Annotated in this window: 23 protein-coding genes; 18 read left to right on the top strand and 5 right to left on the bottom strand. The window is 75.1% G+C overall.

All coding sequences use genetic code 11. From position 1 onward, the window contains the following. Nucleotides 1–95 precede the first annotated feature (95 nt). A complete protein-coding gene (locus tag OP18_RS18260; RefSeq protein ID WP_245635424.1) occupies nt 96–1,541 on the top strand; it encodes an MFS transporter in 1,446 nt (481 codons plus the stop codon). Between the two features lie 42 nt (nt 1,542–1,583). On the opposite strand, the gene OP18_RS18255 is transcribed toward OP18_RS18260, so the two are convergent. Then, on the bottom strand, nt 1,584–2,639 hold the full coding sequence (locus tag OP18_RS18255) for an NAD-dependent epimerase/dehydratase family protein (protein ID WP_033360116.1): 1,056 nt from the start codon (nt 2,637–2,639) through the stop codon (nt 1,584–1,586). 113 nt (nt 2,640–2,752) lie between these two features. Here OP18_RS18255 and OP18_RS59675 point away from each other — a divergent pair, with 113 nt between their 5' ends. The 6 genes from OP18_RS59675 to OP18_RS18225 are packed head-to-tail and all read left to right on the top strand — an operon-like array spanning nt 2,753 to nt 7,559. Beyond that, nucleotides 2,753–3,406, top strand: coding sequence for a glycosyltransferase family 2 protein (locus tag OP18_RS59675; RefSeq protein WP_033360115.1), 654 nt, complete (start codon nt 2,753–2,755; stop codon nt 3,404–3,406). Next, on the top strand, nt 3,403–4,065 hold the full coding sequence (locus OP18_RS18245; protein ID WP_081970859.1) for a TIGR04282 family arsenosugar biosynthesis glycosyltransferase: 663 nt from the start codon (nt 3,403–3,405) through the stop codon (nt 4,063–4,065). The genes OP18_RS59675 and OP18_RS18245 overlap by 4 nt, the downstream gene beginning before the upstream one ends. Beyond that, nucleotides 4,062–4,706: a methyltransferase gene (locus OP18_RS18240; RefSeq protein ID WP_033360114.1), complete on the top strand. Its 645-nt coding sequence runs from the start codon at nt 4,062–4,064 to the stop codon at nt 4,704–4,706. Before OP18_RS18245 ends, OP18_RS18240 begins: the two co-directional genes overlap by 4 nt. After that, nucleotides 4,682–5,845 (top strand): molybdopterin-dependent oxidoreductase, encoded by a 1,164-nt coding sequence (locus OP18_RS18235; RefSeq protein ID WP_081970858.1) that lies wholly within the window; start codon nt 4,682–4,684, stop codon nt 5,843–5,845. Before OP18_RS18240 ends, OP18_RS18235 begins: the two co-directional genes overlap by 25 nt. After that, complete coding sequence (locus OP18_RS18230) at nt 5,842–6,261, top strand: hypothetical protein (protein WP_033360113.1); 420 nt, start codon at nt 5,842–5,844, stop codon at nt 6,259–6,261. The genes OP18_RS18235 and OP18_RS18230 overlap by 4 nt, the downstream gene beginning before the upstream one ends. Then, the gene (locus OP18_RS18225; RefSeq protein ID WP_483782919.1) at nt 6,177–7,559 is read left to right on the top strand and encodes a glycosyltransferase 87 family protein; all 1,383 of its coding nucleotides are present in this window, start codon (nt 6,177–6,179) and stop codon (nt 7,557–7,559) included. The genes OP18_RS18230 and OP18_RS18225 overlap by 85 nt, the downstream gene beginning before the upstream one ends. 2 nt (nt 7,560–7,561) lie before the next feature. On the opposite strand, the gene OP18_RS18220 is transcribed toward OP18_RS18225, so the two are convergent. Beyond that, the gene (locus tag OP18_RS18220; RefSeq protein ID WP_033360112.1) at nt 7,562–7,969 is read right to left on the bottom strand and encodes a four-helix bundle copper-binding protein; all 408 of its coding nucleotides are present in this window, start codon (nt 7,967–7,969) and stop codon (nt 7,562–7,564) included. 181 nt (nt 7,970–8,150) lie between these two features. Here OP18_RS18220 and OP18_RS18215 point away from each other — a divergent pair, with 181 nt between their 5' ends. The 7 genes from OP18_RS18215 to OP18_RS18185 all read left to right on the top strand — a co-directional run bounded on the left by OP18_RS18215 (nt 8,151) and on the right by OP18_RS18185 (nt 16,160). Next, nucleotides 8,151–9,734, top strand: a complete 1,584-nt coding sequence (locus OP18_RS18215) for a glycoside hydrolase family 43 protein (RefSeq protein ID WP_033360111.1) — start codon at nt 8,151–8,153, stop codon at nt 9,732–9,734. 148 nt (nt 9,735–9,882) lie between these two features. Then, a complete protein-coding gene (locus OP18_RS18210; RefSeq protein ID WP_033360110.1) occupies nt 9,883–10,071 on the top strand; it encodes a hypothetical protein in 189 nt (62 codons plus the stop codon). Between the two features lie 94 nt (nt 10,072–10,165). Beyond that, nucleotides 10,166–11,770 carry a M28 family metallopeptidase gene (locus OP18_RS62555; protein WP_389252011.1) on the top strand — a complete coding sequence of 535 codons (1,605 nt, stop codon included), beginning with the start codon at nt 10,166–10,168 and terminating at the stop codon, nt 11,768–11,770. Between the two features lie 87 nt (nt 11,771–11,857). After that, entirely contained in the window at nt 11,858–12,373 is a 516-nt protein-coding gene (locus OP18_RS18200) for a ribbon-helix-helix protein, CopG family (RefSeq protein ID WP_033360109.1), read from the top strand. Nucleotides 12,374–12,414: 41 nt separating this feature from the next. Continuing rightward, on the top strand, nt 12,415–13,260 hold the full coding sequence (locus tag OP18_RS18195) for a DUF4097 family beta strand repeat-containing protein (RefSeq protein ID WP_033360108.1): 846 nt from the start codon (nt 12,415–12,417) through the stop codon (nt 13,258–13,260). 59 nt (nt 13,261–13,319) lie between these two features. Then, a complete protein-coding gene (locus OP18_RS18190; RefSeq protein ID WP_033360107.1) occupies nt 13,320–15,488 on the top strand; it encodes an MMPL family transporter in 2,169 nt (722 codons plus the stop codon). Nucleotides 15,489–15,692: 204 nt separating this feature from the next. Next, a complete protein-coding gene (locus tag OP18_RS18185) occupies nt 15,693–16,160 on the top strand; it encodes a hypothetical protein (RefSeq protein WP_033360106.1) in 468 nt (155 codons plus the stop codon). Nucleotides 16,161–16,328: 168 nt separating this feature from the next. Here the strand turns inward: OP18_RS18185 and OP18_RS18180 are convergent, their stop codons facing one another. After that, nucleotides 16,329–17,258: a quinone oxidoreductase family protein gene (locus OP18_RS18180; RefSeq protein WP_033360105.1), complete on the bottom strand. Its 930-nt coding sequence runs from the start codon at nt 17,256–17,258 to the stop codon at nt 16,329–16,331. Here OP18_RS18180 and OP18_RS18175 point away from each other — a divergent pair. The 4 genes from OP18_RS18175 (at nt 17,253) to OP18_RS18160 (ending at nt 23,245) form a co-directional block, all read left to right on the top strand. Beyond that, nucleotides 17,253–17,690, top strand: a complete 438-nt coding sequence (locus tag OP18_RS18175) for a MarR family transcriptional regulator (protein ID WP_033360104.1) — start codon at nt 17,253–17,255, stop codon at nt 17,688–17,690. The genes OP18_RS18180 and OP18_RS18175 overlap by 6 nt on opposite strands. Beyond that, nucleotides 17,671–18,465, top strand: coding sequence for a formylglycine-generating enzyme family protein (locus OP18_RS18170; protein ID WP_245635423.1), 795 nt, complete (start codon nt 17,671–17,673; stop codon nt 18,463–18,465). Before OP18_RS18175 ends, OP18_RS18170 begins: the two co-directional genes overlap by 20 nt. A 113-nt stretch (nt 18,466–18,578) precedes the next feature. Next, on the top strand, nt 18,579–19,601 hold the full coding sequence (locus tag OP18_RS18165; protein ID WP_033360103.1) for a zinc-dependent alcohol dehydrogenase family protein: 1,023 nt from the start codon (nt 18,579–18,581) through the stop codon (nt 19,599–19,601). Nucleotides 19,602–19,879: 278 nt separating this feature from the next. After that, nucleotides 19,880–23,245, top strand: coding sequence for an SIS domain-containing protein (locus OP18_RS18160; protein WP_052386906.1), 3,366 nt, complete (start codon nt 19,880–19,882; stop codon nt 23,243–23,245). A gap of 264 nt (nt 23,246–23,509) precedes the next feature. Here OP18_RS18160 and OP18_RS18155 read toward each other — a convergent pair whose 3' ends face one another. Together OP18_RS18155 and OP18_RS18150 are read right to left on the bottom strand one after the other, a co-directional pair. Then, nucleotides 23,510–23,890 carry a VOC family protein gene (locus tag OP18_RS18155; protein ID WP_033360102.1) on the bottom strand — a complete coding sequence of 127 codons (381 nt, stop codon included), beginning with the start codon at nt 23,888–23,890 and terminating at the stop codon, nt 23,510–23,512. 156 nt (nt 23,891–24,046) lie between these two features. After that, nucleotides 24,047–25,963 (bottom strand): N,N-dimethylformamidase beta subunit family domain-containing protein, encoded by a 1,917-nt coding sequence (locus tag OP18_RS18150; RefSeq protein ID WP_081970868.1) that lies wholly within the window; start codon nt 25,961–25,963, stop codon nt 24,047–24,049. Nucleotides 25,964–25,978: the final 15 nt, after the last annotated feature.

Genomic DNA, 25,978 nt, shown 5'->3' with positions numbered 1-25,978 from the left:
CCCGGCCGTGGGCGCCGATCCGGCGAACCCGCCGGCGGCCGGGCTCATCCGGCGCGGATGGTGTGCCCGCGGTGCCGCGCGGCCATTATCGCCAGGTGCCTACCAGCCGGCCGCCGGACGCCGCCCGGGCGATGATCCTGCCCCTCGCACTGGCCCAGTTCATCTGCAGCTACGCCGGCACCGCCATGAACGTCGCCATCACGCCGATGGCGCACGACCTGCACACCACGGTCTTCGGCGTGCAGACGACCATCACGCTGTTCACGCTCACCATGGCCGCGCTGATGATCCCGGGCAGCAAGCTCACCGACGTGTGGGGGCGCAAGCGGTGCCTGGTCGCCGGCCTGCTGCTGTACGGCGCCGGCGCCCTCCTCGCCGCGGTCGCGCCCGGGCTGGGCCTGATGCTGCTCGGCAACGCCCTGCTGGAGGGCGTCGGCTCGGCCCTCATGATCCCGCCGATCTACATCCTGATCACGGTCGCGTCGCCGGACCTCGCCGTGCGCGCGAAGTACTTCGGCATCGTGAGCGGCGCCGGTGCGCTCGGCGCGGCCACCGGCCCGCTCATCGGCGGCCTGATCACCTCGCTCATCACCTGGCGGGCGTCGTTCCTGCTGCAGGTGCTCGTCATCGGCTGGATCGTCGTGCTGGTCCGCCGGCTGCCCGACCCCGCCCGCCCCGACCCGCGGCCGCGCTTCGACGTGACGGGCGCGGTGCTGTCCGCGGTCGGCCTGATGTTCGTCGTGCTCGGCGTGCTGCAGTCGACCACGTACGGCTGGCGCGGCGCCCGCACCGACTTCGCCGTCGCCGGGCACGTCCTCATCGCCGAGGGTGGCATCTCCCCGGTCTGGCTGTCGCTCGCCCTGGGCGCGCTGGCCCTCGCCCTGTTCGTGCTGCACCTGCGCCGCACCGAACGCGCCGGCCGCACGCCGCTGATCCACCTGCGCATGTTCGGCGACCGGGCGGCGAACCTGGGGCTGGGCACGCAGGCGGTGCAGTGGCTCGTCATGCAGGGCACGTTCTTCGTCACCGCGGTCTACCTGCAGGAGGCGCTCGGCTACAGCGCCGTCATGACCGGCCTGGCGCTCACCCCGGCCACGGTCGGCATCCTGGCCTCCTCGGCCGCCGCCGAGCGGTTCGCCCGCCGGCGCACCCAGCGCACCCTGATCGTCGGCGGTTTCGTCCTCACCGTGCTCGGCACCGTCACGCTGCTCGTCCTGGCCGCCACCGGCACCGGCGCGTGGCGCACCGCCCCGGGCCTGCTGGTCGCCGGCGTCGGCCTGGGCGCCATGCTCACCGCCTCGGTGAACCTGGTGCAGTCCGCGTTCCCCGACCGCGACCAGGGCGACATCTCCGGCCTGTCCCGCGCCGTGTCCAACCTCGGCTCGTCGCTGGGCACCGCCCTGGTCGGCTCGGTGATCGTGGCCGCCTCGCAGCCCGGCCGCCAGCCGTACGCCGCGTCACTGACGGTCCTGGTCGTCATCGCCGTCATCGGCCTGCTCGTGGCGGCCCTGCTGCCGCGCGTGCCGGCGCCGCAACGGTAGCGACGCCGGCGATGCCCACGGGGCGCGGCGGACCGTCGCGGGTCACCGCGCGGCGGCCGGCGCGGCGGGGCGCAGGGGCGCCGTCGCCAGGGCGCGCAGGCCGGCCGACGGGTGGATGCGGGCCTCGAAGCCGAGGTCGCGGCGGGCGAGGCCGGCGGCGGCGACGATGTGCCGGACGTCGCCGGCCCGGTGCTCGCCGGTGATGACGGGCGCCGGGCCGCCCATCGCCTCGGCGAGGGTGGCGGCCATGGTGGCGATGGTGATCGGGTGGCCGGAGGCGACGTTGTACGGCCGGAAGCCGGGCCCGGCGGTCGCGCCGGCGGCGAGGACGTTGGCGTGGGCGACGTCCTCGACGTGGACGAAGTCGCGGCGCTGGGCACCGTCCTCGAAGACGCGGGGCGCCCGGCCGGCCTCCAGCGCGGAGCGGAAGATGGCCGCGACGCCGCTGTACGGCGTGTCGCGGGGCATGCCGGGGCCGTACACGTTGTGGTATCGCAGCGCGACGACACCCCCGTCGCAGGCGGCCGCCCACGCTGCGGCGAGGTGCTCCTGCGCGGTCTTCGTCGCGGCGTACACGCTGCGGGGGCGCACCGGCGCGGCCTCGCCGACCTCGCCCGGCACCAGCGTGGCGCCGCAGGCGGGGCACGGCGGGTCGAACCGGCCGGCGTCCAGGTCGGCGCGGCGGCGCGGGGCGGGTTCGACGGCCCCGTGCCGCGGGCAGCTGTAGGCGCCCTCGCCGTAGACGACCATCGAGCTGGCCAGCACCAGCCGGCGCACCCCGGCCCGGGCCATGCCGGCGAGCAGCACGGCGGTGCCCAGGTCGTTGCAGCCGACGTAGTCGGGCAGGTCCGCCAGGTCGACGCCCATGCCGACCATCGCGGCCTGGTGCACGACGACGTCGACCGAGCGGAGGGCGGCGGCGACCGCGCCGGCGTCGCGGACGTCGGCCCGCACGACGCCGTCGGGGACCGGGCCGCCGCCGGCGTGCGCGGCGGGGTGCAGGCTGTCGAGCACGACGGTGTCGTGGCCGGCGGCGTGCAGGGCGTTGACGACGTGCCGGCCGATGAACCCGGCGCCGCCGGTGACGAGGATGCGCATGGGCTCAACGTAGGAGCGCCCGGACCGCCGCGACCGGCCACGTTCGCACCTCGTAATGGTTGGTTCGCGGCTCGTAAGATCTTGCTCGCAAGATCACGCGTAGCGTCCGGAACGTGCCAGATGTCGTTCTGCCCTGCCTCAACGAGGCCGCCGCCCTGCCCTGGGTGCTGGCCCGGATGCCGGCCGGCTACCACCCGATCGTCGCCGACAACGGCTCGACCGACGGCTCCGCCGAGATCGCCGCCGCGCACGGCGCGACGGTCGTCACCGCGGCCCCGCGCGGGTTCGGCGCCGCGGCGCACGCCGGGCTGCGGGCCGCGACCGCGGACGTCGTGTGCTTCATGGACGCCGACGGCTCGTTCGACCCGCGCCAGCTGCCCCGGGTCGCCGGGCCCGTCGCCGGCGGCGACGCCGACCTGCTCCTCGGCCGGCGCCGGCCGACCACCCGCGGCGCCTGGCCGCTGCACGGCCGGGCCGGCAACGCCGTGGTGGCCTGGCGGCTGCGCCGCACCGCCGGCGTGCCGGTGCACGACCTCGGGCCGATGCGGGCGGCCCGCCGCGAGGCGCTGCTCGCCCTGGACCTGACCGACCGGCGCTTCGGCTACCCCCTCGAGATGGTGGTGCGGGCCGCCGCCGCGGGCTGGCGCGTCGCCGAGGTCGACGTCGACTACGCGCCCCGCGCGGCCGGCGGCCGGTCGAAGGTCACCGGCACCGTCGCCGGCACGCTGCGTGCCGTGCGCGACATGAGCCGGGTGCTGGCCCGGTGAGCGCGCCGCCGGTGCAGCTGCTGCTGCTCGCCAAGGCGCCCGTGCCGGGCCGGGTGAAGACCCGGCTCTGTCCACCGTGGACGTTCGAGCAGGCGGCGGGGGTGGCCGCGGCCGCCCTCGCCGACACCGTCGACGCGCTCACCGCGACGCCGGCCGTGGCCCGCACGCTCGTGCTCGACCAGCCGGACGGCGCCGCCGGGCGGCCGGTCGTGCCGCCCGGCTGGCGCCTGGCCGGCCAGCGCGGCGGGCCGCTCGGCGAGCGGATCGCCGCCGCGTACCTGGACACCGCGCTGCCCGGCGTCGCGTCGCTGCTCGTCGGCATGGACACCCCGCAGCTGACGCCGGCCCATCTCGGCGCCGCCGCCGCGCGGCTGGACGGCGCGGACGCGGTCCTCGGCCCGGCCAGGGACGGCGGCTGGTGGCTGCTCGGGCTGCGTGACCCGCGCGCCGGGGCCGCGGTCGCCGGCGTGCCGATGTCGACCGCCCGCACCGGCGCGGACACGCTCACCGCGCTGCGCGGGCACGGCCTGTCCGTGGCGAGGACCGCGACGCTGCGCGACGTGGACACCGTCGCCGACGCGATCGCCGTCGCGGCCGCCGGCCCGGGTGGCCGTTTCGCCCGGCTCGTCGCCGGCCTGCCCGCCGGAGCGGCGCGGTGACCGCCCCGGCCGTCGTCTACGGTGCGGCGCTGCGCCGCGCCGCCCGCGGCGAACCGGCCCGGCTGCGCCTCGTCGACCGGCACGGCACCGACGTCCGCCCGGTCGACCCGGTCGCCTGGTGCGAGGGCCTGCTCCCGGGCGACGACACGCTGCTGGAGCGGTGCCCGGGCGCCACCCTCGACCTCGGCTGCGGACCGGGCCGGCTCACCCGGGCGCTCGCCGCGGCCGGCCGCCGCGTCCTCGGGGTGGACGCCAGCGCGCAGGCGGTCCGGCTGGCCCGCCGGCACGGGGCCCCGGTCGCGCACCAGGACCTGTTCGCGCCGCTGCCCGACGAGGGCCGCTGGGACCACGCGCTGCTCGCCGACGGCAACATCGGCATCGGCGGCGACCCGGAGCTGCTGCTGCGCCGCTGCCGGGCGCTGCTGGCGCCGGACGGCACGGTCCTGGTCGAGCTCGACCCACCCGGCGCCGGCACGTGGCGGGGGCGGCTGGCACTGGCCGGTCCCGGGCGCACCAGCACCCCGTTCCCGTGGGCGTTCGTCGGCGCGGACGCCGCCGCCGCGGTCGCGGCCCGGGCCGCGCTGCGGCTCGTCGAGTCCTGGACGGAGGCCGGCCGATGGTTCGCCCAGCTCGCCCGCTGACCGTGGTGCGCACGGTGCAGGACCGGTTCACCGCCACCGCCCGCTCGACCCGGCTGACCGCGCACCTCGGGCTGTGGCTGGCCGCGGCGTTCACCGTCTGCTTCGGCACCGGCCTGCTCAGCCACGCCATCCAGCACCCGCCGGGCTGGTTCCACTGGCCGGCCCGCCCGGTGCAGCTGTACCGCGTCACGCAGGGCCTGCACGTCGCCACCGGCCTGGCCTGCCTGCCCCTGCTCACCGCCAAGATCTGGTCGGTGTACCCGCGGCTGTTCGCCTGGCCGGCGGTGCGCGGCCTGTCGCACGCCCTGGAGCGGGCCGCGGTCGCGCTGCTGTCCGCCGCCGCCGTGTTCGAGCTGGTCACCGGCCTGCTGAACATCGCCTACTGGTACTCCGCGATGCCGTTCGGCTTCCTCGGCGCGCACTACTGGACCGCGTGGCTGCTCGCCGGTGCCCTGCTGCTGCACGTCGCGGCCAAGCTGCCGCTGCTGCGACGGGCGGCGCCGGACCCCGAGGCGCCGGACCCCGTCGCGCCGGCGCCGGGCGGCTGGACGCGCCGGGGCGTGCTCGCCCTCGCCGGCTCGGCCGCCGGGGTGGTCACGGTCGCGACCGCCGGGCAGACCGTCCGGCCGCTGCGGCACCTTTCCGTCCTCGCCCCGCGGGTGCCGGGGATCGGCCCGCAGGGCGTACCGGTGAACAAGACCGCCGCGGCCGCCGGCGTGGCCCGCGCCGACGGCACCTACCGGCTGGTCCTCACCGGACCGGGCGGCCGGCACACGCTGAGCCTCGCCGACCTTACGGCCCTGCCGCAGGTGACGGCCGACCTGCCGATCAGCTGCGTCGAGGGCTGGAGCGCCGGGGCGTCCTGGCAGGGCGTGCGCGTCGCCGACCTGCTGCGCCTCGCCGGCGCCGACGGGCTCGACCTGCCGGTCACCGTCGAGTCGCTGGAGGCGTCCGGCCCGTACCGCACCTCGGTGCTGGAGGCGGCCGTGGCCCGCGACCCGCTGACGCTGCTCGCGCTGCGGATCGGCGGCGCGCCGCTGCACCTCGACCACGGCTACCCGTGCCGGCTCATCGCCCCCAACCGCCCCGGTGTCCTGCAGACGAAGTGGGTCGCCGCGCTCACGGTGGGTCCCCGGTGACCGCGGCCCGGGTCGTCCTGGCCGCCGCCGGGCTGGCGCTGCTCGGCTACGGCCTGCACGGCTGGCTCACCGAGCAGCCCGGCGAGGTCGCCGGCCGGATCGTGTTCCTCGCCGCCGGGGTCGCCGCCCACGACTTCGTGGCGCTGCCGCTGGTCCTGGCCGCCGGCGCGCTGACCGCCCGGTTCGTGCCGCCGGCGGTCCGGCTGCCGGTCCAGGCCGCGCTGGCGGTCAGCGCCGTGGTGAGCGTGGTGGCGCTGCCGTTCGTGATCGGCGCGGGCCGCGTCGCCGGCAACCCGTCGGCGTTTCCCCGCGCCTACGGGCCCGGCCTGCTGTGGGTGCTCGCCGTGGTGTGGCTCGTGGCGGCGCTGTGGGCGGCGCTGCGCGTGCGGCGCGGCCGTGCCGGGGAGGGCCGGTGATGCGGCGCGCCGCCGCGGCCGGCTGCCTCGCCGCGACCGCCGCCGCGCTGCTGCTGCCCGGCCGCTGGTACCTGCTGGCCTGGCTGCCGTTCGGGCTCGGCGCATGGCAGGTGCTGCGGCTGGACCGCCGCGCCGCGTTCGCGCTGATCGCCGCCGGTGGTGTCCTGCTGCCCCTGGTGGCCGCCCGCCAGCCGCCGACCAGCAGCGACGACATGTACCGCTACGTCTGGGACGGCCGGGTCCAGCTCGCCGGCGTCGAGGTGTACCGGTACCCGCCGTCCGCGCCGCAGCTGGAGCCGCTGCGCGACGACTTCCTGTGGCCGGACACGGCGAACTGGTGCGTGCCGAGCGGCTGCACCCGCATCAACCGGCCGGACGTGCCGACGATCTATCCGCCGGTCGCCGAGGCCGTGTTCGCGGCCGTCGCGGTCGTCTCCCCCGGCACGGCCCGGGAGCTGCCGATGCAGCTGACGATGGCGGCGTTCGCGGCCGTCGTCGGGATGCTGCTCTGGTACGCGCTGCGCCGCCTCGGCCGGGACCCGCGCCGCGCGGTGCTGTGGGCCTGGTGCCCCCTGGTGGCCCTGGAGGCGGGCAACAACGCGCACGTCGACGTGGTCGCCGCCGGGCTCGCCGCCGCCGCGCTCTGGCAGCTGGCCGGGCACCCCGGCACGCGGCGGGCGGTCGCCGGCGGGGTGCTGCTCGGCCTCGCCGTCGCCACGAAGCTCACCCCCGCGCTGCTCGGGCCGGCGCTGCTGCGCCGCCGCCCGGTCGCCGTCGCGGTGAGCGCCGCGGCCGCGGTCGCCACCGTGTACCTGCCGCACGTGCTCGCCGCCGGGCCCGCCGTCCTGGGCTACCTGCCGGGGTACCTGCACGAGGAGGGCTACGCCGACGGTGCCCGCTTCGCGCTGCTCGCCGCCGTCCTGCCGGCGGCCCTGACCGCCCCGGCCGCCGCCTGTGTCCTGGCCGGGCTCGCCGTGCTGACCTGGCGCACGGCCGACCCCGCCCGGCCGTGGCGCGCCGCCGCCACCATGGTCGGCGGCGCGCTGCTGGTCACCGCACCGAGCTATCCGTGGTACGCGACGCTGCTGGTGATGCTCGTCGCCTTCGGCGCGCCGGCCGAGTGGCTGGCCGTCGCCGTGGCCGGGTACGTCGCCCAGTTCGCCCCGGAGCTGGGCCTCACCGTCCACACCGGACAGTTGATCGGCTACCCGGCCGCGCTCGCCGCGGTGCTGGCCGGGTGGGCCGTCCGGCACGGCTGCGCGCGCGCACCGGCCCGCGCCGCCGCGCCGGCGCCGTAGGCTCAGCGCATCGAGTCGAGCAGGTCGCGGCAGGCCCGCTCGGCCTCCCGGCAGGCGGTGGCGCAGATGCGGCAGTGCTCGTGCGTGTCCGCGTGCCGTCCGCACTCGTCGGCGCACGCGGCACAGGCCATCATGCACGCCTCCAGCAGCGCGCGGCTGACGTTGGCGTCGTAGCCGGTGTGCCGCGACAGCACCCGCGCGGTCGTCGCACAGATGTCGGCGCAGTCCATGTTCGTGCGGATGCACTTGGTCAGCTCGGCGACCATCCCCTCGCTGAGGCACGCGTCGGCGCACGCGGTGCAGGCCTCGCTGCAGGCGATGAGCGCGTCGATCGCCCCGGCCAGGGCGGCGCGGTCCAGGTTGATCGGCTGCGGGTAGGTCTCCAGCATCGGTTTCGTGGTGGCGGTCATGCGGACCCCTTTCCGGTCGGTGTCCCGCTCCGCGCTACCCCGTCCGGCCGGGTTCAAGCTCCGGGGTTTCGAAAACGATTGCCCAGTTCCGGCTGCTGGCTTGTGATTGGCCGTGCGCCGTCACCCGCGGAGCGGACTCGCGGCGGCGGCAGGTGACCACACACACGAGGGGACCAACCGCATGAACGCCGGTGTCATCCGCAACCCCGTCCTGCCCGGGTTCCATCCAGACCCGTCGATCCTGCGGGTCGGGGACGACTACTACCTGGCCACCTCCACGTTCGAGTGGTACCCGGGGGTCCGGCTGCACCACTCCCGCGACCTGGTGCACTGGCGGCCGATCGGCGGCGCGCTGGACAGCGCCCGCCTGCTGGACATGACCGGCAACCCGGACTCCGGTGGGATCTGGGCGCCGTGCCTGTCCTACGCCGACGGGCTGTTCCACCTCATCTACACCGACGTGAAGTCGTACTCCGGGTTCTGGGACACCCCGAACTACCTGGTGACGGCCCCGACGATCGAAGGGCCGTGGTCGGACCCGGTGCCGCTGCACGCCCGCGGGTTCGACCCGTCGATGTTCCACGACTGCGGACCCGACGGCGACGGGCGCAGCTGGCTGCTGTCGAACCGGACCGAGTGGCGCCCCGGTCGGCCGTGGGCCGACGGCATCATCATCCAGGAGTACGACCGGGCCACCCGCCGGCTCGTCGGCGAGCCGGTCGACCTGTACACCGGCACCGCGGCCGGCATGACCGAAGGCCCGCACCTGTACCGGCGGGACGGCTGGTACTACCTGGTCACCGCCGAGGGTGGCACCGACTGGTTCCACCAGGCGACGGTCGCCCGGTCCCGCGACGTGCTGGGCCCGTACGAGACCGACCCGGACACGCCGTTCATCACGACGCTGCACCGGCCGGATCTCACGCTGCAGAAGGCCGGGCACGGCAGCCTCGTGGACACCCCGGGCGGCGAGTGGTTCTTCGCCCATCTCACCGGGCGGCCGCTGAGCCCGCGGGGCCGCTGCGTCCTGGGCCGGGAGACCGCGATCCAGCGGGTGCGGTGGACCGGCGACGGCTGGCCGCGCATCGACGGCGGCGTGCCCCACGAGGAGGTGCCCGGTCCCGACCTGCCGGCCCACCCGTGGCCGGCGGAGCCGGAGACCGACGACTTCGCCGGCGGCGCGCTCGGCCCGCACTGGAGCACCCTGCGCCGCCCCGCCACCGGCGACTGGGTGTCGGTGGACGCCCGCCCCGGGCACCTGCGCGTGCACGGTGGGCGCTCACCCGGGGCGTACGGCGGGGAGAGCCTCGTCGCCCGCCGGGTCCAGCACCTGCGCGCGACGTTCGAGGCCACCGTCGACTTCCGGCCGGACAACTTCCAGCAGATGGCCGGGATCACCGCGTACTACAACAGCCGCAACTGGTACTTCCTGCGCGTCACCCGGGACGAGCGGGGCACCGTCGCCGACGTCGTGTCCCGTGACCGCGGCCGGGTCACGATGCACGGCCCGGCGGTCCCGGTCGACGGGCCGGTCCGGCTGCGCCTGGACCTCGACGGGGGCGTGCTGCGCGCCTCGTACGGCGACGTCGAGTGGGGGCCGTTCGACGCCGGCATCCTGTCCGACGAGCACGCCCGGGAGTTCGACGGCGACACCGCCCGGGCGTGGGGGTTCACCGGCGCGTTCTTCGGCCTGTGGGTGCAGGACCTCACCGGTGGCGGCCGGCCCGCCGACTTCTCCGCCGCCACCTACAAGGCGCAGCCGTGACGGGCTGAAGGCCCCCCGCTGCACGGGCCACGGGCCGTCCCCGCCCACGTGCTGCAGCTCACCGGGTCCCTCATGGCCACCGGGCTGACGCTCGCCGCCGAGTACCTGCCGGTGCTGGTGCGCCGTCTTCCTCACCACCCGCCGCCCGGTGGCCGCCGCCGGCCGGGCAACCGTGGCGCAGCTGCGCGCCGACCTGTGGCACGGGTTGCGCACCGTCGGCGGGCACCGGACGACCCGGTGGCTGCTGGTCGTCTGGACCGTGTTCGCCCTGGCCAACGGCTCGCTCAGCGCGCTGCTCATCCCGCTGGACACCCTGGTCCGGGGGCACGGCATGTGACGCACAACGATCCGCTCAGCGACTTCCGTCGATCTTCCGCATCTGCCTACATTGCTCCCCTGTACCTCATCGACGGATGGGAGAGCACATCGTGGTGTCTCGCTCGGTTCGCAGACTCCTGGGCGCGGCGACCGCCGCGGTCCTGGCCGGGTCGATCGGACTGGCGGAGCCGGCGCACGCCGGCCCCACCATCAGCACACCGAAGCAGCTGACCAAGGCGGTGACGCTGCCCGGCGTCCTGCGGCACCTGCTGGCGTTCCAGGTGATCGCCGACCTCAACGGCGGCAACCGCGCGTCCGGCACGCCCGGGCACCAGCGCAGCGCCGACTACGTGGCGACCCTGCTGCAGCACGCCGGGTACCAGGTCACCCGGCAACCGTTCCAGTTCAACTTCTGTGACGAGACGAGCTCGTCGTTCGCGCAGACCGCGCCGGTGCCGGCGACGTACGTGGAGGGCACCGACTACGACGTCATGACCTGCTCCGGCTCCGGTGACGTCACGGCGGCGGTGGTGCCGGTCGACCTGAACCTGGTCGCGCCGCGCACCGCCGTCACGTCGGGCTGCGAGGCGGCCGACTTCACCGCCGCCGTGGCCGGCAAGGTCGCGTTGATGCAGCGCGGCGGCTGCCCGTTCGGCACGAAGGTCGCCAACGCCGAGGCGGCGGGCGCGGCCGGCGCGATCGTGATGAACCAGGGCAACGGCGACCCGGTCACCGCACCGGACCGGTACGCGCTGCTGGCGGGCACCCTCGGCACGCCCGTCGGGATCCCGGCGGTCGGCGTCTCCTACGGCACCGGCGAGGCGTTCGCCGCGACGCCGGGGCTGACCGTGCACCTGGCGACGGAGACGACCGCGGAGGTCCGCAGCACCGAGAACGTGGTCGCCGAGTCGAGGACCGGGCGGGCCGACAACGTCGTCATGGCCGGCGCGCACCTGGACTCCGTCCCGGCCGGGGCCGGCATCAACGACAACGGCAGCGGCAGCGCCGCCCTGCTCGAGGTCGCCCTGCAGATGGCCCGCACGAAGCCGGTGAACAAGGTCCGCTTCGCCTGGTGGGGCGCGGAGGAGGCGAGCCTGGTCGGTTCGACGTTCTACGTCAACAGCCTCACCCCGCAGCAGCAGGCCCAGATCAAGCTGTACCTGAACTTCGACATGGTCGCCTCGCCCAACTACCAGTTCGGCGTCTTCGACGGCGACGACTCCGCCGCCCAGGGCGCGGGCCCCGGCCCGCTGGGCTCCGCGCAGATCGAGGCGCTGTTCGAGGCGTTCTTCGCCGCCCGCGGCCTGCCGACGAACCCCGCGGACTTCACCGGCCGGTCCGACTACGGCCCGTTCATCGCCGCCGGCGTCAACATCCCCGCCGGTGGGCTGTTCACCGGCGCCGAGGGCGTCAAGACCGCGGCCGACGTCGCGAAGTTCGGCGGTGTCGCCGGCGTCGCGTACGACCCCTGCTACCACGACCCGTGCGACGACCTGTTCCGCGTCACGCAGAAGGGCGGCGACGCGGCGCTCTACGCCCAGCTGCGCGGCCAGTACACGCTGATCGGCAACGTCAACGTGTTCGCCCTGGACACGAACGCCGACGCGATCGCGACCGCGGTCATCACGTACGCCTTCGACACCTCCAGCATCCCGCCCCGCACCACGACCGCCACCGCCGCCCGGTCGACCCGGACCGGCGACCAGACCCTGCAGTGAGCCGCCCGGCGTGACATCGGAGCCATCCGGTGCCACGCCGGGCCAAATATCGTTGACTGTGGCACACCAGCGTGCCACAGTGGTGCCATGGACCTGAACCCGTACGTGGCGTCACTCGGTCGCGAGCTGCTGACGGCCGCGGAGACCGGCGGGCGCGACGACACCGGCCTCGTCGAACGGCTCACCGCGTCGATGGACTCGGCGATCCGGCTCGCCATGCTCGAGGCGCTGTCGGCCGCCGCCGACGAGATCACCAGGGACCTCGCACCCGGCTCGGTGCAGGTGCGCCTGCGCGGCCGCGACCCCGAGTTCGTCGTGACGGTCCCCCAGCCGGAGCAGCCGCGCGACGGCGACACCGGCGCGGCACCGGCCGACGACCCCGCCGCCGCGTTCGAGGACGGCGCCACCGCCCGCATCAACGTCCGCCTGCCGGAGCAGCTCAAGGCCGCGGTCGAGGAGGCCGCCGGCCGGGAGGGCCGCTCCGTCAACGCCTGGCTGGCCCGCGCCGCCGCGGCCGCGCTGCGCGGCGCCGACCGCGACACCGGCACCGGCCGGCACGGCAGAGGGGCCGGCCCGCAGCACTACACCGGCTGGGCCCGGTAACCGTCCGTTTCCCGCACGCCATCCGATCCGAGGGGACCACCATGCCTGTCTACGCCACCCCCGCACCGATCACCGTCTCGCTGGAGCTGTCCGTCGGCGAGGTGCAGCTCGTCGCGAGCGACCGCACCGACACCGTCGTCGAGGTGCACCCGTGCGACGAGCACGACGACTCCGACGTGCAGGCCGCCCGGCAGACCCGCGTCGACTACGCCAACGGCACGCTCACGGTGCGCGGGCCGAAGCACCGGCTGTTCGACTTCTCCAAGCGGACCAGGTCCGTGCTCGTGCGCGTCGAGCTGCCCACCGGGTCCGCGGTGCACGGCGACCTGGCCGTCGGCGACGTGCGGAGCAGCGGCGCGCTCGGCGAGTGCCGGTTCAAGACGTCGGTCGGGCACCTCCGGCTGGACCGCACCGGCTCCGCCCGGCTGGAGACCGTCGGCCACATCACGGTCGGCGCCATCGGCGGCGACGCGGAGATCGCCACCGGCAGCGGCGACGTCCGCATCGGCGAGGTCGGCGGCGCCGCGGCCGTCAAGAACTCCAACGGCACCACCGACATCGGTGCCGTCGCCGGCGACCTGCGGGTGCGCGCGGCCAACGGCGCGATCACCGTCGAGCGGGCCGACGCCGGCGTGGACGCCAAGTCCTCCAACGGTGCCATCCGCATCGGCAGGGTCGCGCGCGGCCAGGTCTCGCTGCAGTCCGCGGCCGGCGACCTGAACGTCGGCATCGCCGCCGGCACCGCCGCGTGGCTGGACGTGAAGACCGGGCACGGGCGGGTCCGCAACGGCCTGGACGACCTCGGCCAGGCGCCGGCGAAGACCGAGGAGACCGTCGAGGTCCGCGCGCACACGTCCTTCGGCGACATCACCGTCCACCGCGCCTGACCGGACCGGCATCCACGCCGTCCTATTCTTGGGGCAGCGCCGACACAGAGGGGGAATGTATGTTCGGCTGGCTCGGAAGGTTCGTCGTCCGCAGGGCATGGTGGGTGATCGCCGGTTGGCTGGTCGCCTCGGTCGCGATCATCGGTCTGTCGCCGTCGCTCACCGACATCACGTCGGCGGAGCAGAGCGACTTCCTGCCCTCCAAATACGAGTCCGTGCAAGCGATCCAGCTCGCCAAGGGCGCGTTCGCCCAGCAGGCGACCGCGAGCGCGCTCATCGTCGTCAAACGCACCGACGGCGCGGCACTGTCCGATGCGGACAGTGCCGCGGTCACCCAGCTGGCGGACAAGCTCAAGGCCCGCGGCATCGCCCGCACCGAGGGCTACCTCACCGGCCCGCAGACGGTCGCGCCGGACAAGTCGATCCAGCTCGTCACCGTCGGCCTGAAGGCCGACTCGCCGGGTGACCCCGCACTGCTGGACGCGATCCGCACGCTGCGCACCTCGCTCGCCGACGACCTCAAGGGCACCGGCCTCTCCGCCCGCGTCGGCGGCGACGTCGCGGCGTACGTGGACAACGAGGACACGTTCAACAGCGCCTTCGCCATCGTCGGTGTCGCCACCTTCATCCTCATCGTCGGCCTGATCCTGGTCATCTTCCGCAGCCCGATCGCGGCCCTGCTGCCGATCGTCGTGATCAGCATCGTCATGTCGGTGACCACCGGCATCATCGCGACCGTCGGCAAGGCCCTGGACTGGAACGTCGGGCAGGACCTGCAGACGATCCTGCTGATCGTGCTCTACGGCATCGGCACCGACTACATCCTGTTCCTGCTGTTCCGGTACCGCGAACGCCTGCGCGCCGGCGACGACAAGCAGACCGCGATGATCGTCTCCGTGCAGCGTGTCGGCGAGGTCATCGCCTCGGCCGCCGGCGCGGTCGTGGTCGCCTTCCTGGTGCTGCTGCTGGCCTCCCTCGGGTTCTTCGGCTCGCTCGGCCCCGGCCTGGCGATCGCGGTCGGCGTCATGCTCATCACGTCGCTGACCCTCATCCCGGCGCTGGTGTCGAAGCTCGGCCGGTTCGTGTTCTGGCCGTCCAAGGCGTGGCAGCGCCAGCCGAAGGCGGCGATCTCGCGCCGGCTCGGCACGCTCGTCGGCCGCCGGCCGGCCCTCGTCGCGGCGCTGTCCGGGCTGGTCCTGGTGGCACTGGCCGCCGGCACCCTGTCGTACAAGGCCGACTACGACTTCAGCGCCGGGTTCCCGCAGGACACCGAGTCGGCGCTGGCACAGGCCGACCTGGCCAGGGCGTTCGCGGCCGGCGCCGCCCAGCCCACCGAGGTGTACCTGACCACCACGGACGGCTCCCCGCTCGACCAGCAGGCGGTCGAGGCGTTCACGGCGGCGGCCAAGGGCGGCCCCGGCGTCGGCCAGGTCCGCCCGGCCGTGCCCGGCTCCCGGCCCGACGTCGTGCGCGTCGACGTCCTGCTGAACCTCAACCCGGTGTCCAACCAGGCCATCGAGCTGGTCCGCGACGACCTGCGCGACTACCTGCACTCGAAGGCACCGGCGGGCACCAAGGCCCTGGTGGGCGGCACGACCGCGGTCTTCGCCGACATCAACTCGGCCAACAACCGCGACCTGTCGGTGATCCTGCCGGTGGCCGCCGCCCTGATCGCCATCATCCTGGCCCTGCTGCTGCGCAGCATCGTCGCCCCGATCTACCTGGTGGTCGCGGTGCTGCTCAACTTCGCCGCGACGCTCGGCGCCACCGTGTACGTCTTCCAGGGCTTCCAGGGCAAGCCGGGCGTCACGTTCCAGCTGCCGATCATCCTGTACCTGTTCGTCGTCGCCATCGGTACCGACTACAACATCCTGATGATCGCCCGACTCCGCGAGGAGGCCCGGGAGGGCAAGGAACCCCGCGAGGCCGCGGCGCTCGGCGTCGAGCACGGCGGCCCGACCGTCGCCGCGGCCGGCCTGATCCTCGCCGGCACCTTCGGCGTGCTGATGCTGGCGCCGATCTCGTTCCTGCAGCAGATGGGGTTCGCGGTCGCGATCGGCATCGTCCTGTCGGCGTTCGTCATGTCGTTCTTCTTCGTGCCGGCGTTCACCGCGCTCATCGGCCACGCCGCCTGGTGGCCCGGCCACGGCGACCGGGCACCGGTCCCCCACGTCCCCGCGGGCGGGCCGGTCACCCTGGAGAAGGAGCCCGACCCGACCGCCCCGTAACAGCGCACCACGCCCCGACGGCCCGGCCGCCCCAGGCGCCGGGCCGTCGCGCGTCGGCCGGGCCGGCGGGTAGGGCCTACCATCGCCACGGCAGACACGGCACACCGGGCGCCGCCTCGCGAGCTGGCCGAAGAGGACCTGCGGCGGTACGCCGCCGACTCGCTGACGCTGTGGGGTGACCTCGGCGACCTCAAGCACGTCGAGGTGGTCTACGGCCACCTCGCGTACGGTGACTTCGCGACCTGGCCCGCACCGGAACGCGCGGCGGTGCGGGACTTCGCGGCGGCGCACTGGCAGGCGTCGATCACCGCGGACGTCCACCTGTGCGAGTTCGAACCGGTCCTCACCGGCATCATGCTGATCGAGGACGACCTCTGGCCGTACCTGCGCCACTGGGAGTACTCGGGCGACCCGGTCGCCCTGGCGAACCTGGCCGGGTACGCCCGGGAGATCGCCGCGATCCGAGCCGGGACGCGGCCCTGGAACGCCTACCTGGCCGTCGAGGAACCCGAGGGCCTGTACGGCCCGCCCAGGCCGGGGCCCGGGCAGGTCGTCGAGTGGCTGGCCGGGCCCGGTCTCGCCGCCCGCCTCGCCGCCCGGCGCGGGACCCTGCCTGGGCGGGCCGAGGATGCGCTGGCAGCGGCGATCGGTGCCGTCACCGGCCTGCGCTGAAGCCGGCACGGCGACCGGCTGCTGATCCGGCCGCTCGTTCGGCATCTCCCGCCGGCGCATGGGCATGTGGACGGCGTGGGAGGAGGTCGGCCGAGCAGGCCGTCCTATCGCCGCGGTGAAGGTCGCCGCGCCGCGGCGGTCCCGCCCTCGCAGCGGCCGGCACCCGGCTCACGGGACGAAGACGATGCGCTCGTCCGTGGCGGCGGTGGTCCAGGCGTGCGACACCTCGGCGAGCGGCACGGCGCGGGCCCGCACGTCGATCTCGCCGCGGGTGACGGCGGCGGCGAGGGCGGGCAGCTCCTCGAGGAAGTGCCTGGCGGGCACGGAGCCGATGCCGCTGCCGACGAGCTGGAGGCGGGCGGCGCGCAGGGCGGCGGACGGGATCGGGGCGGTGCGGCCCGCGAGGGACCCGATCTGGATCCAGGTGAGCGGGGCGCCGCGGTCGGTGCGGGCGGTGAGCAGCGGGATCATCGCGCCGGCGGAGGGCTCGCCCCACACGTAGTCGATGACGACGTCGGCGTCGGCGGCCCGCTCGATCTGGTCGAAGGTGACGGTCTGGTCGGCGCCGAGGGCCGGCAGCGCGGCGAGGCGGGCGGGGTCGCGGCCGGCGGCGGTGACGTGCGCCGCGCCGAGCAGCTTGGCGATCTGGACCGCCATCCGGCCGGCGTTGCCGGTGGCGCCGAGGATGAGCACGCGCCCGCCGGGCCGGAAGTCGATGCGGCGGCGCAGCGCGACCCAGGAGGACATCGCCGGGTTCATCGCGGCCGCGATCCGGACCGGGTCGACCTCGTCGGGCAGCACGACGCTGCGCCGCTCGTCGATGACGGTACGGTCGGCGAACGTGCCGAACGGGGTGTCGTCGAGCGCCGCGTACCGCAGCCGGCCCTGCGCGTCGCGGACGACGGCGTCGGCGCCGGGGACCAGCGGCAGCGCCCCGGTGCTGGAGTAGTGCGAGCCGTTCGCCTTGGCCCGGGTCAGGTGGTGCAGGCCGGCGGCGAGCACGTCGACGACCAGGTCGTGCTCGCCGGCGGCGACGGGCTCGGGGTGCTCGCGGTAGCTCGGTGGGGCGTCGAACGCGGTGATGACGGCAGCGTGCATGGCCGGCACCCGCTGGCGGAGGCGCTCGTCCTCAACGCCTTCCAGGTGATGGGCGTGCTCACCCGCACCGGCGCCGAGCACGACCTGTCGCTGACCCAGCTGCGGGTCCTCGGCATCCTGCGGGACCGGCGGCTGCAGGTGACCGAGCTGGCCGCGTACCTGGGCCTGGACAAGTCGACGATGTCCGGCCTGATCGACCGCGCCGAACGCCGCGGCCTGCTGGCCCGCGACAAGAACCCCGACGACCGGCGGGCCGTCGACGTGTACATGACCGACGCCGGCCAGCAGCTCACCGCCCGCCTGCACGAGCAGATCCAGCGCGCGCTGACCCCCATGATCGACCGCCTGGACGCCGCGCAGCAGCGGCGGCTGATCGAGCTGCTCGACGCCGCCTCTGCGGTACCGTCATCGCGTGCTGAGCGCGCTGGGTGACGACTGGTCGCAGCTGGACGTCGCCGGACGGGCGGCGTGGCGGCACGACCCGAGCGGCGTGCTGTTCCGGCTGGTGCCGGGCGGCACGTTCCGCATGGGCCTGTCCGACAGGGAGATCGCGGCGCTGCACGGCATCGCGGAGCGCGGGGAAAGTCTCGCGGCCCACGAGGAGTTCGAGGTGTCACCGCGCGACTTCGAGGCCGTCCGCCCCGTCCGCGAGGTGACCGTCGGGCCGCTGCTGCTGGCCCGCCACCCGCTCACCGTCGCACAGGTGCGGCACTGGCTGCCCGACTACAGCGACGACTACGCCGAGGACGACGGGGTGGCCGCCAGGCTGGAGGGTGAGCTGCACGACCTGCTCGCGGCGCTGCCGTTCCGGCTACCGACCGAGGCCGAGTGGGAGTACGCGGCCCGCGCCGGCACGACCACGCTGACGCACCGCGGGGACCGGGTGCCCGACGAGGCGGAGCTGCTGGAGCGGTTCGTGGCCGAGGACCGGGTCGCGGCGAGCGAGAACGCGTTCGGCCTGGCCGCGATGGGCTCGCTCGGCGAGCTGTGCGCGGACGTGTACGCGCCCGGGTACGACGGCGCGCCCGTGGACGGCACCGCCCGCACCGGGCCGGGCCGCCGGGTGGTCCGCGGCGGCGCCGCCGACGTGAGCCCGTGGCAGGGCTGCAACGAGTGGATGCTCATGCTGTCGGCCGCCCGCGGCATGCACGACACGTTCGCCGCCGTGCGCCCCGCGCTGGCCCTGCCGGCCGCCCGGGAGGTGTGAACCCGGCCCACCGGGACATGAGGGACTCGCGGGCCCCGGCGACCGTGGGGTGGCCGGGACGGCGCTGCCGGGCGTCGTGGCCCACCGGGACGGAAACCGAGAGGAATCACCTCATGCGAGGAGCAGTGTTGTACGCGCCCGGCGACGTGCGCGTCGAGCAGCGGCAGGACCCGAGGATCGAGCACCCGACCGACGCCGTCATCCGGCTCGCCGCGACGTGCGTGTGCGGGTCGGACCTGTGGCCGTACCGGGGCGTCGAACCGGTGAACAAGCCCTCGCCGATGGGGCACGAGTACGTCGGTGTCGTCGAGGAGGTCGGTGGCGACGTCCGGCTCGTCAAGCCGGGCCAGTTCGTGGTGGGGTCGTTCTTCGCCTCGGACAACACGTGCGAGATCTGCCGGGCCGGCTACCAGAGCTCCTGCGTGCACCGCGAGCCCGTCGGCGCGCTCGGCGCGCAGGCCGAACGGCTGCGGGTGCCGCTCGCCGACGGCACCCTCGTCGCGACGCCGGAGGCACCGCCGGAGGACCTCGTGCCGGGGCTCCTCGCGGCCTCCGACGTGCTCGGCACCGGCTGGTTCGGCGCCGTCGCCGCCGAGGTCGGCCCCGGCAGGACCGTGGCGGTGGTCGGCGACGGCGCCGTCGGGCTGCTCGGCGTGCTCGCGGCCCGGCAGCTCGGCGCGGAGCGGATCATCGCGATGAGCCGGCACGCCGACCGGCAGAAGCTCGCCCTGCACTACGGGGCCACCGACATCGTCACCGAGCGCGGCGACGAGGGCGTCGCCCGGATCAAGGACCTCACCGACGGGCTCGGCGCGCACTCGGTCGTCGAGGCGGTCGGCACCCAGGAGTCGATGATGCAGGCGATCCGCGCCACCCGCCCCGGCGGGCACGTCGGGTACGTCGGCGTCGCGCACGGCGTCGAGCTGCCCGGCACGGAGCTGTTCTACTCCCACGTCCACCTGCACGGCGGGCCGGCCCCGGTGCGCCGGTTCCTGCCGGAGCTCATCGACCTGATCCTCGAGCGGCGCATCGACCCCGGTCTCGTATTCGACCTGGAGCTGCCGCTCGACCAGGCCGCCGAGGGGTACCGCGCGATGGACGAGCGGCGGGCGGTCAAGACGCTGTTGCGCCCCTGAAACCGTCACGGTGCGCTGCCCCGCCAACTACGCTCGGCATCAACTGGAGCATCCGGCGGGCGGCGTACCGACACATCGCGCATCTGACATGCGCGATTTTGCAACCTCTCTGAGCTGCGGTTATGTTGCCTCGGTGACGGCCTGACGGCGCCGGAGGCGACGTTGCGCGCACCACGGATGGGCGATCGCTGCTAGCGTGCGGGGTGCCTTGCGACAGCGCCAAGGCGCACCGGGCGGGTAGCGAAGGGGTTTACGACGTGTGTGGGATCGTCGCCGCATTGCCGGACTACAGTGTCCAGCTCGAGGAGGTCACCGCAGCCCAGCTGCTGGACAGCCTGCCCGAGCCGCCGACCGCCGACCCCGCCCGCGCGGCTGAGCACGCCGGCCTGACCGGCCTGCTGGACGTGCTGGTCAAGGAGCTGGGCACGGCCGCCGCGCTGTTCACCGCGCCGACCGGCTGCTACCGGCTGACCGCCGACGCCGACCTGCGCACCCAGGTGCAGGACCGGGTCGACGCGCACACCGCGTGGCTCGACGGGCTCGACCGAGGCCTCGACGAGGGCGGGCACCTGCTGGACCCCGAGCAGCTCGAGGCGGTCCAGCGGCGCGCCGGGCAGGCCCGCGACCTGCTGTGGACGATCGCCAACGACCGGGTCCAGGTCGCGCAGCGGGTCAGCCGGCTAGCCCGCGGCGCGCTCACCAACGTCAACGTGGGCCGCGCCTGCCTCGCGATCGACGCGACCCTGGAGGCGATCGACCGCCTCGAGGTGCGCGGGCGCGACTCCGCCGGCCTGCAGGTCTGGGTGACCCTCGACGAGCGGGACCGGGCCGCCGCGGCGGGCATCACCGGCCGCACCGACCCCGGCTACGGCCACACCGCCGTCACGCTGCTGGACGCCGGCCTGACCTTCGTCTACAAGCGGGCCTCGATCATCGGCCGGCTCGGCGACAACGTCGCGTTCCTGCGCGCCGCGATCGAGGCCGACGACGCCCTGCACACCGTCCTGGCGATGCCCAGCGCGCGGGTCACCGTCCTCGCGCACACCCGGTGGGCGAGCGTCGGGCGCATCAGCGAGGCCAACGCGCACCCGGTGGACAGCACCACCCGCGCCCACGGCGGCACCGGCTACGCGACGGCCGTGCTCAACGGCGACATCGACAACCACCTGGACCTGCGGGACACCCTGGAGCTGCCGGTCGACGAGTCCGGCATCACCACCGACGCCAAGGTCATCCCGGTGATGCTGCGCCGCGAGATCGACGCCGGCGGCGACCCGGTGCGCGCGTTCGCCGCCTCGATCCGGCGGTTCCACGGCTCGTTCGCCATCGCCGCGCAGAGCGACGCGGACCCCGACCGGCTGCTGCTCGGCGTCCGGGGCAGCGGCCAGGGGCTCTACGTCGGGTTCGCGCCCGCCTGCTTCCTCGTCGCCAGCGAGGTGTACGGCCTGGTCGGCTGGACCGACCGCTACCTGCGGCTGGACGGCGCGGTCGTGGACGGCGACGGCGAGCACGGCACCGTCGTGGCGCTCAACCGCACCGGCGCCGGCACCCTCGCCGCCGTGGAGCGCTACACGGTGCTCGGCCGGCCCGTCCCGGTCACCGACGAGCACGTGTCGACCGCCGAGATCACCACCCGCGACGTCGCCCGCGGCCAGTTCGAGCACTACCTGGTCAAGGAGATCACCGAGGCGCCGTCGTCGTTCCGCCGCAGCCTCCGCGGCCGGATCGTGCCCGACGGCGAGCACCTCACCACGGTGCTCGGCGAGGCGTCGTTCCCCCGCACGCTGCGCGACCGGTTCGCCGCCGGCGAGATCACCGAGATCCTGCTCATCGGCCAGGGCACCGCCGCGGTCGCCTGCCGGGGCATCGCGAACGTCGTCCGCCCGCTGCTGCAGCCGGCGATCACGGTCGAGGCGATGCCCGCGACCGAGCTGTCGGCATGGGGCCTGCGCCCCGACATGTCCACGGTCTGCGTCGTCGCGGTCAGCCAGTCCGGCTCCACCACCGACACCAACCGCGCCGTCGACATGGTCCGCGCCCGCGGCGCCCGCGTGCTCGGCATCGTCAACCGCCGCGACAGCGACCTGGCGCACAAGAGCGACGGCGTGCTCTACACCTCCGACGGCCGCGACGTCGAGATGGCGGTCGCCTCCACCAAGGCGTTCTACTCGCAGGTCGCCACCGGCGCGGTCCTCGGCCTGCACATCGCCCGCGTCTGCGACCGGCTGGCCACCGAGCTGGAGGACACGCTGCTGCACGCGCTGCTGGAGATGCCCAACCAGCTCGCCGAGCTGCGCGCCCTGGAGCCGGAGATCGCCCGGATCAGCGAGGTCGCGCTGCGATACCCGCACTGGGCCGTGGTCGGCTCCGGCCCGAACCGGGTCGCCGCCGAGGAGGCCCGGATCAAGCTGTCCGAGCTGTGCTACAAGACCATGTCCACCGACGCGGTCGAGGACAAGAAGCACGTCGACCTGTCCGCCGAGGCGTTCATCCTCATCTGCGCCGCCGGCACCCCGCCGGGCCAGGTGCGCGACCTCGCCAAGGAGGTCGACATCTTCGCCGCGCACCGCAACGCCCCCGTCATCATCGTCGACGAGGGCATGGACGTGCCGTGGGCGACGCAGTGGGTGGTCCGGGTGCCGGCCGCCCACCCGGTCTTCGCGTGGATCCTCAGCACCGCCGCAGGGCACCTGTTCGCGTACCACACGGCGCGGGCCATCGACGCGAAGGCCGATCCGCTGCGCGGCGCGCTCGCGGCGCTGGAGCTGTCCGTCGACAGCGGCAAGGTCACCCTCCAGGACATCGAACGGGCCTGCGCCGACCTGCACCCGTTCCTCGCCGACGCCGCCGAGGGCACGATGCGCGGCGTGCTGCCCAGCGACACCGCGCTGCGGCTGTCCGACGCGGCGCTGCTGCTGCGCCACGGCGGCTCCCTCGTCACGGCGCCCCGCGTCGCCGCCGACCCGGTCGACTTCACCCGGGCCCGGATCACCGCCGCCGTCGACGACCTCACCCGCTCCATCGACTCCGTCAAGCACCAGGCCAAGACCGTCACCGTCGGCACCTCCCGCGGCGACTCCGACCTGGTCGACAACCCGCTGACCCGGGCGATCGCCGACGTCGGCGCCGACCCCGCCACCATGAGCTACTCGGTCCTGGTGGCCCTGCGCGCCTTCGCCCGCGTCGTCGACCGCGTCGACGGCGCCACCCGCTACCAGCTCGGCTGGTCGCCGCAGCGCACCACGATCCGCGTCGTGCGCCGGGCCGGCGTCTCCGAGGGGCTGCCCAGCCGGGCCGGCGACGGCGCGGAGCTGAGCGGCTCCAAGCGGCTCGCCGTGCAGTCCCGCATGGTCCGCCTGGTCCGCGGCGCCCGCGACGGCCGCCTGGTCCTGCTCGTCCCCGAGCTGACCGGCGCCCGCATCAACGCCCTGACCCTGCTGCACGTCGCCCTGCACGAGACCGCCGAGGCCACCCACCTCAGCGAGATCCTCGACGCCACCGGCACCCGCCTCGAGGAGATCCAGGCGACGGTGACCGAGCTGGACAGCCGCTTCGACGTCGACGCCCTGGCCAAGCTGCCGGTCGAGACGGTGCTGCTGGCCCCGGTCGACGAGGTGGCCCGCTCACTGGCCGGTTCGGCCTGACAGCAGTGGCGACCCCGGCCTTCGGGTCGGGGTCGCCACGCTGAACGTGCGTCGGCCGCGCGGACCTCGACGGATGCGGACCTGGGCGGCCGGCGCCGGCGACTCGGAGCGCACCGCACGACGGCTCGCGTCGGCGCGGGCCATCAGCCTCGGTCCGCCGGGACCACTGCGGCGTCTCACCCGGGTACTGCATTGCCCGCGTCCAGGTCGAAACCACGCGATCCCAGCGCGTGCCGAACGGTCCGCCGGCTGCGCCCGGGGAGGTCACACGGGTGCGACGCGGCGGCGCAGGAGGCAGAACTCGTTGCCTTCGGGGTCGGCGAGGACGTGCCAGGACTCCTCGCCGGTCTGGCCGACGTCGGCGGGGCGGGCGCCGGCGGCGAGGAGGCGCTCCAGCTCGGCGTCCTGGTCGCGGTCGGTGGCGTTGACATCGAGGTGCAGGCGCAGCTTGCCGGTCTTGGGCTCGTCGGAGCGGCTCAGGATGATGGTCGGCTGCGGGCCGCCGAAGCCGATGCCGGGCGGGCCGATCTCGATGTCGGCGCCTTCGCGGGACAGCTCGACGTAGCCGAGCACCTCGCACCAGAAGCGGGCCAGCAGCTCGGGGTCGCGGGCGTCCAGGACCAGTTCGGTGATTCGGCATGCCACGAGATCACCGTAGCCGCCGGCGCCGCGAGCCGCGCGGTCAGGTCGCGGCGGCGGCGACGGGTTGCCGCAGGATGGTGCGCTGCCTGTCCGGCCACAGGCCGTCCAGGGGCGGCACGACGCGGTCGCGGCCGAGGTCGCGCTTCGAAGTCGGTCTTGTCAGGCCCCATGAGTGTGTTGAACAGGCAGGCGGTGCCGCAGCGGGGTGCCCGGGCCGCCGCCGACGAGACGTCCCGCGTGTGCGGCGACGGTACGGCTGGCGGCAGCGTCACACACGTCGGTGAACGGGTGCGGCCGGGCCACCGGCGGGCGGCTGACGACCCGGTCGGCGGCGGTGATGCCGTACAGGCGACCGCCGAGCGTGGTCAGGGCCAGGCTGCCGCCGGCGTCCCCGACCGCCCGCCAGGCGCCGCTGCCGAGCTCCAGGGCGGGCAGGTACCACAGGATGTCCTCGGCGGTGCCGGCGAACAGGCCCGCGTCGCACAGGGCGAGGCAGCGGGTGCCCGGCGGGGCGTCGGTCACGTCGGTCCAGGCGGGCGCGTCGAAGGCCGGGTCCCGGTACCGCAGCCGGCCGCCGGCGGTGACCGCCCACAGCCCCTGCAGCATCGGCCCGGCGGCCTCGCGGGGCGAGGCGAGGCACACCACGCCGGGCGCGTCGCCGATGCGCCGCCAGGGCAGGTTCTGCGCGCACGCCTCGCGGGTGAGCAGGCCACCGTCGGCGGCGACGGCGTAGAACGCCCCGTCGCAGGTGGTGAGGGCCTGCAGCTCGGCGGGCGGCCCGATGACGGTCCAGCCGTGATCACCGGGGCCGCGCCGCGCGGGCCGGCCCGCCACCGGCGCGCGCGGCGCGGACCGGGCCGCCACCCCGTCCGCGACGGGCGCGGCGGGCGGCGGCGGGATGGACGCCGAGAATCGGTCCAGGACGTTGCGGGTGATGCGGTCCACGACCGGGTCGCTGAGGCCCTTGCCCCAGTTGACGGTGGCGGCGGTGAACACGGTGCCGGCGCCGAGGTCGAAGACGCCCATGGTGGCCGCGCCGCCCTGGCCGTACCGGCGCCAGTGCCGCAGGTCGGCGGTGGCGAGCACGACGAACGACGGCGGGGTGCCGTCGCGGCCGGTGGCCCGGGGCACGCCGTCGACCTCGACGACGTCGGCGGCGTCGGTCTCGTAGCCGAGGGTGCCCTGGCCGAACTTGTCGCCGTCGCTGAGGCCGGTGCCGTCGAAGACCCAGTGCCCGGCGAACCGGGCGGTGAACGCCTCCAGGCCGATGACGGCCATCCCGTCGCCCCAGGCGCCGGCGCCGCGGCGGAAGCTGACGCCGGTCATCGTGTTCTCGGGACGGTTGACGGGGGCGCTGGACCATTCGACGGTGACCCGGCCCGGGTCGACGGCGGCGATCGGGTCGGTGGTGGCGTCGCGGTGGCAGACCATGGTGCGGCCGCCGTCCTCGAGGCGCATCTGCCACCACGCGGTGTTGGCGCCGAGGACGGCGAGGTTGCCGCCGCGGCGGACGAAGCCCTCCACGGCGTCGCGCTGCTCCCACGTCCAGTACTCGTCGTGGGCGCACACGACCAGCGCCCGGTGCGCGTCGAGGATCGCCGGCTCCAGGTGCAGGTCCAGGTTGGAGCAGAACTCCACCTCGTACCCGGCGGCGCGCAGCCAGCGCAGCAGCGGCTCCTCCCACCGCTCCGGCGGTGGCCCGCCGCCCGGCCGGTCGAACGTGACGGCGGTGGCCCGGGTCGGCTCCTCCGCGTAGTAGAGGCCCTCGGACGGCTGGCCCGCCCGGTTGTACGCCTGCCACGTCGCGAACGGGATCGACACCAGGATCGGCGCGACCGGCGCCGCGGAGCGCACCACGAACCAGGCCTCGTCGTCGCCGGCGCCGTCGATGCGCGGGACCGCGCCGGGGGCGGCGAACGTGGCCCGGTACAGCGACGACGGCCACGACGCGGGCACCGGCAGCGTCCAGGAGGGGCCGTCGACGACGTCGCGGTGCATGACCAGGCCGGTGACGGCGTCGGTGACGACGACGTGCCCGGCGCCGCGCACCGCGAACCGCAGCGGGGTCCCGGCCACGCAGGAAGTGGCGTG

It is taken from the genome of Dactylosporangium aurantiacum, from assembly GCF_000716715.1.
GTDB classification, from domain to species: Bacteria; Actinomycetota; Actinomycetes; order Mycobacteriales; family Micromonosporaceae; genus Dactylosporangium; species Dactylosporangium aurantiacum.
The sequence above is the reverse complement of the archived record's forward strand: the minus strand, read 5'-3'. Positions and strand labels throughout refer to the sequence as shown.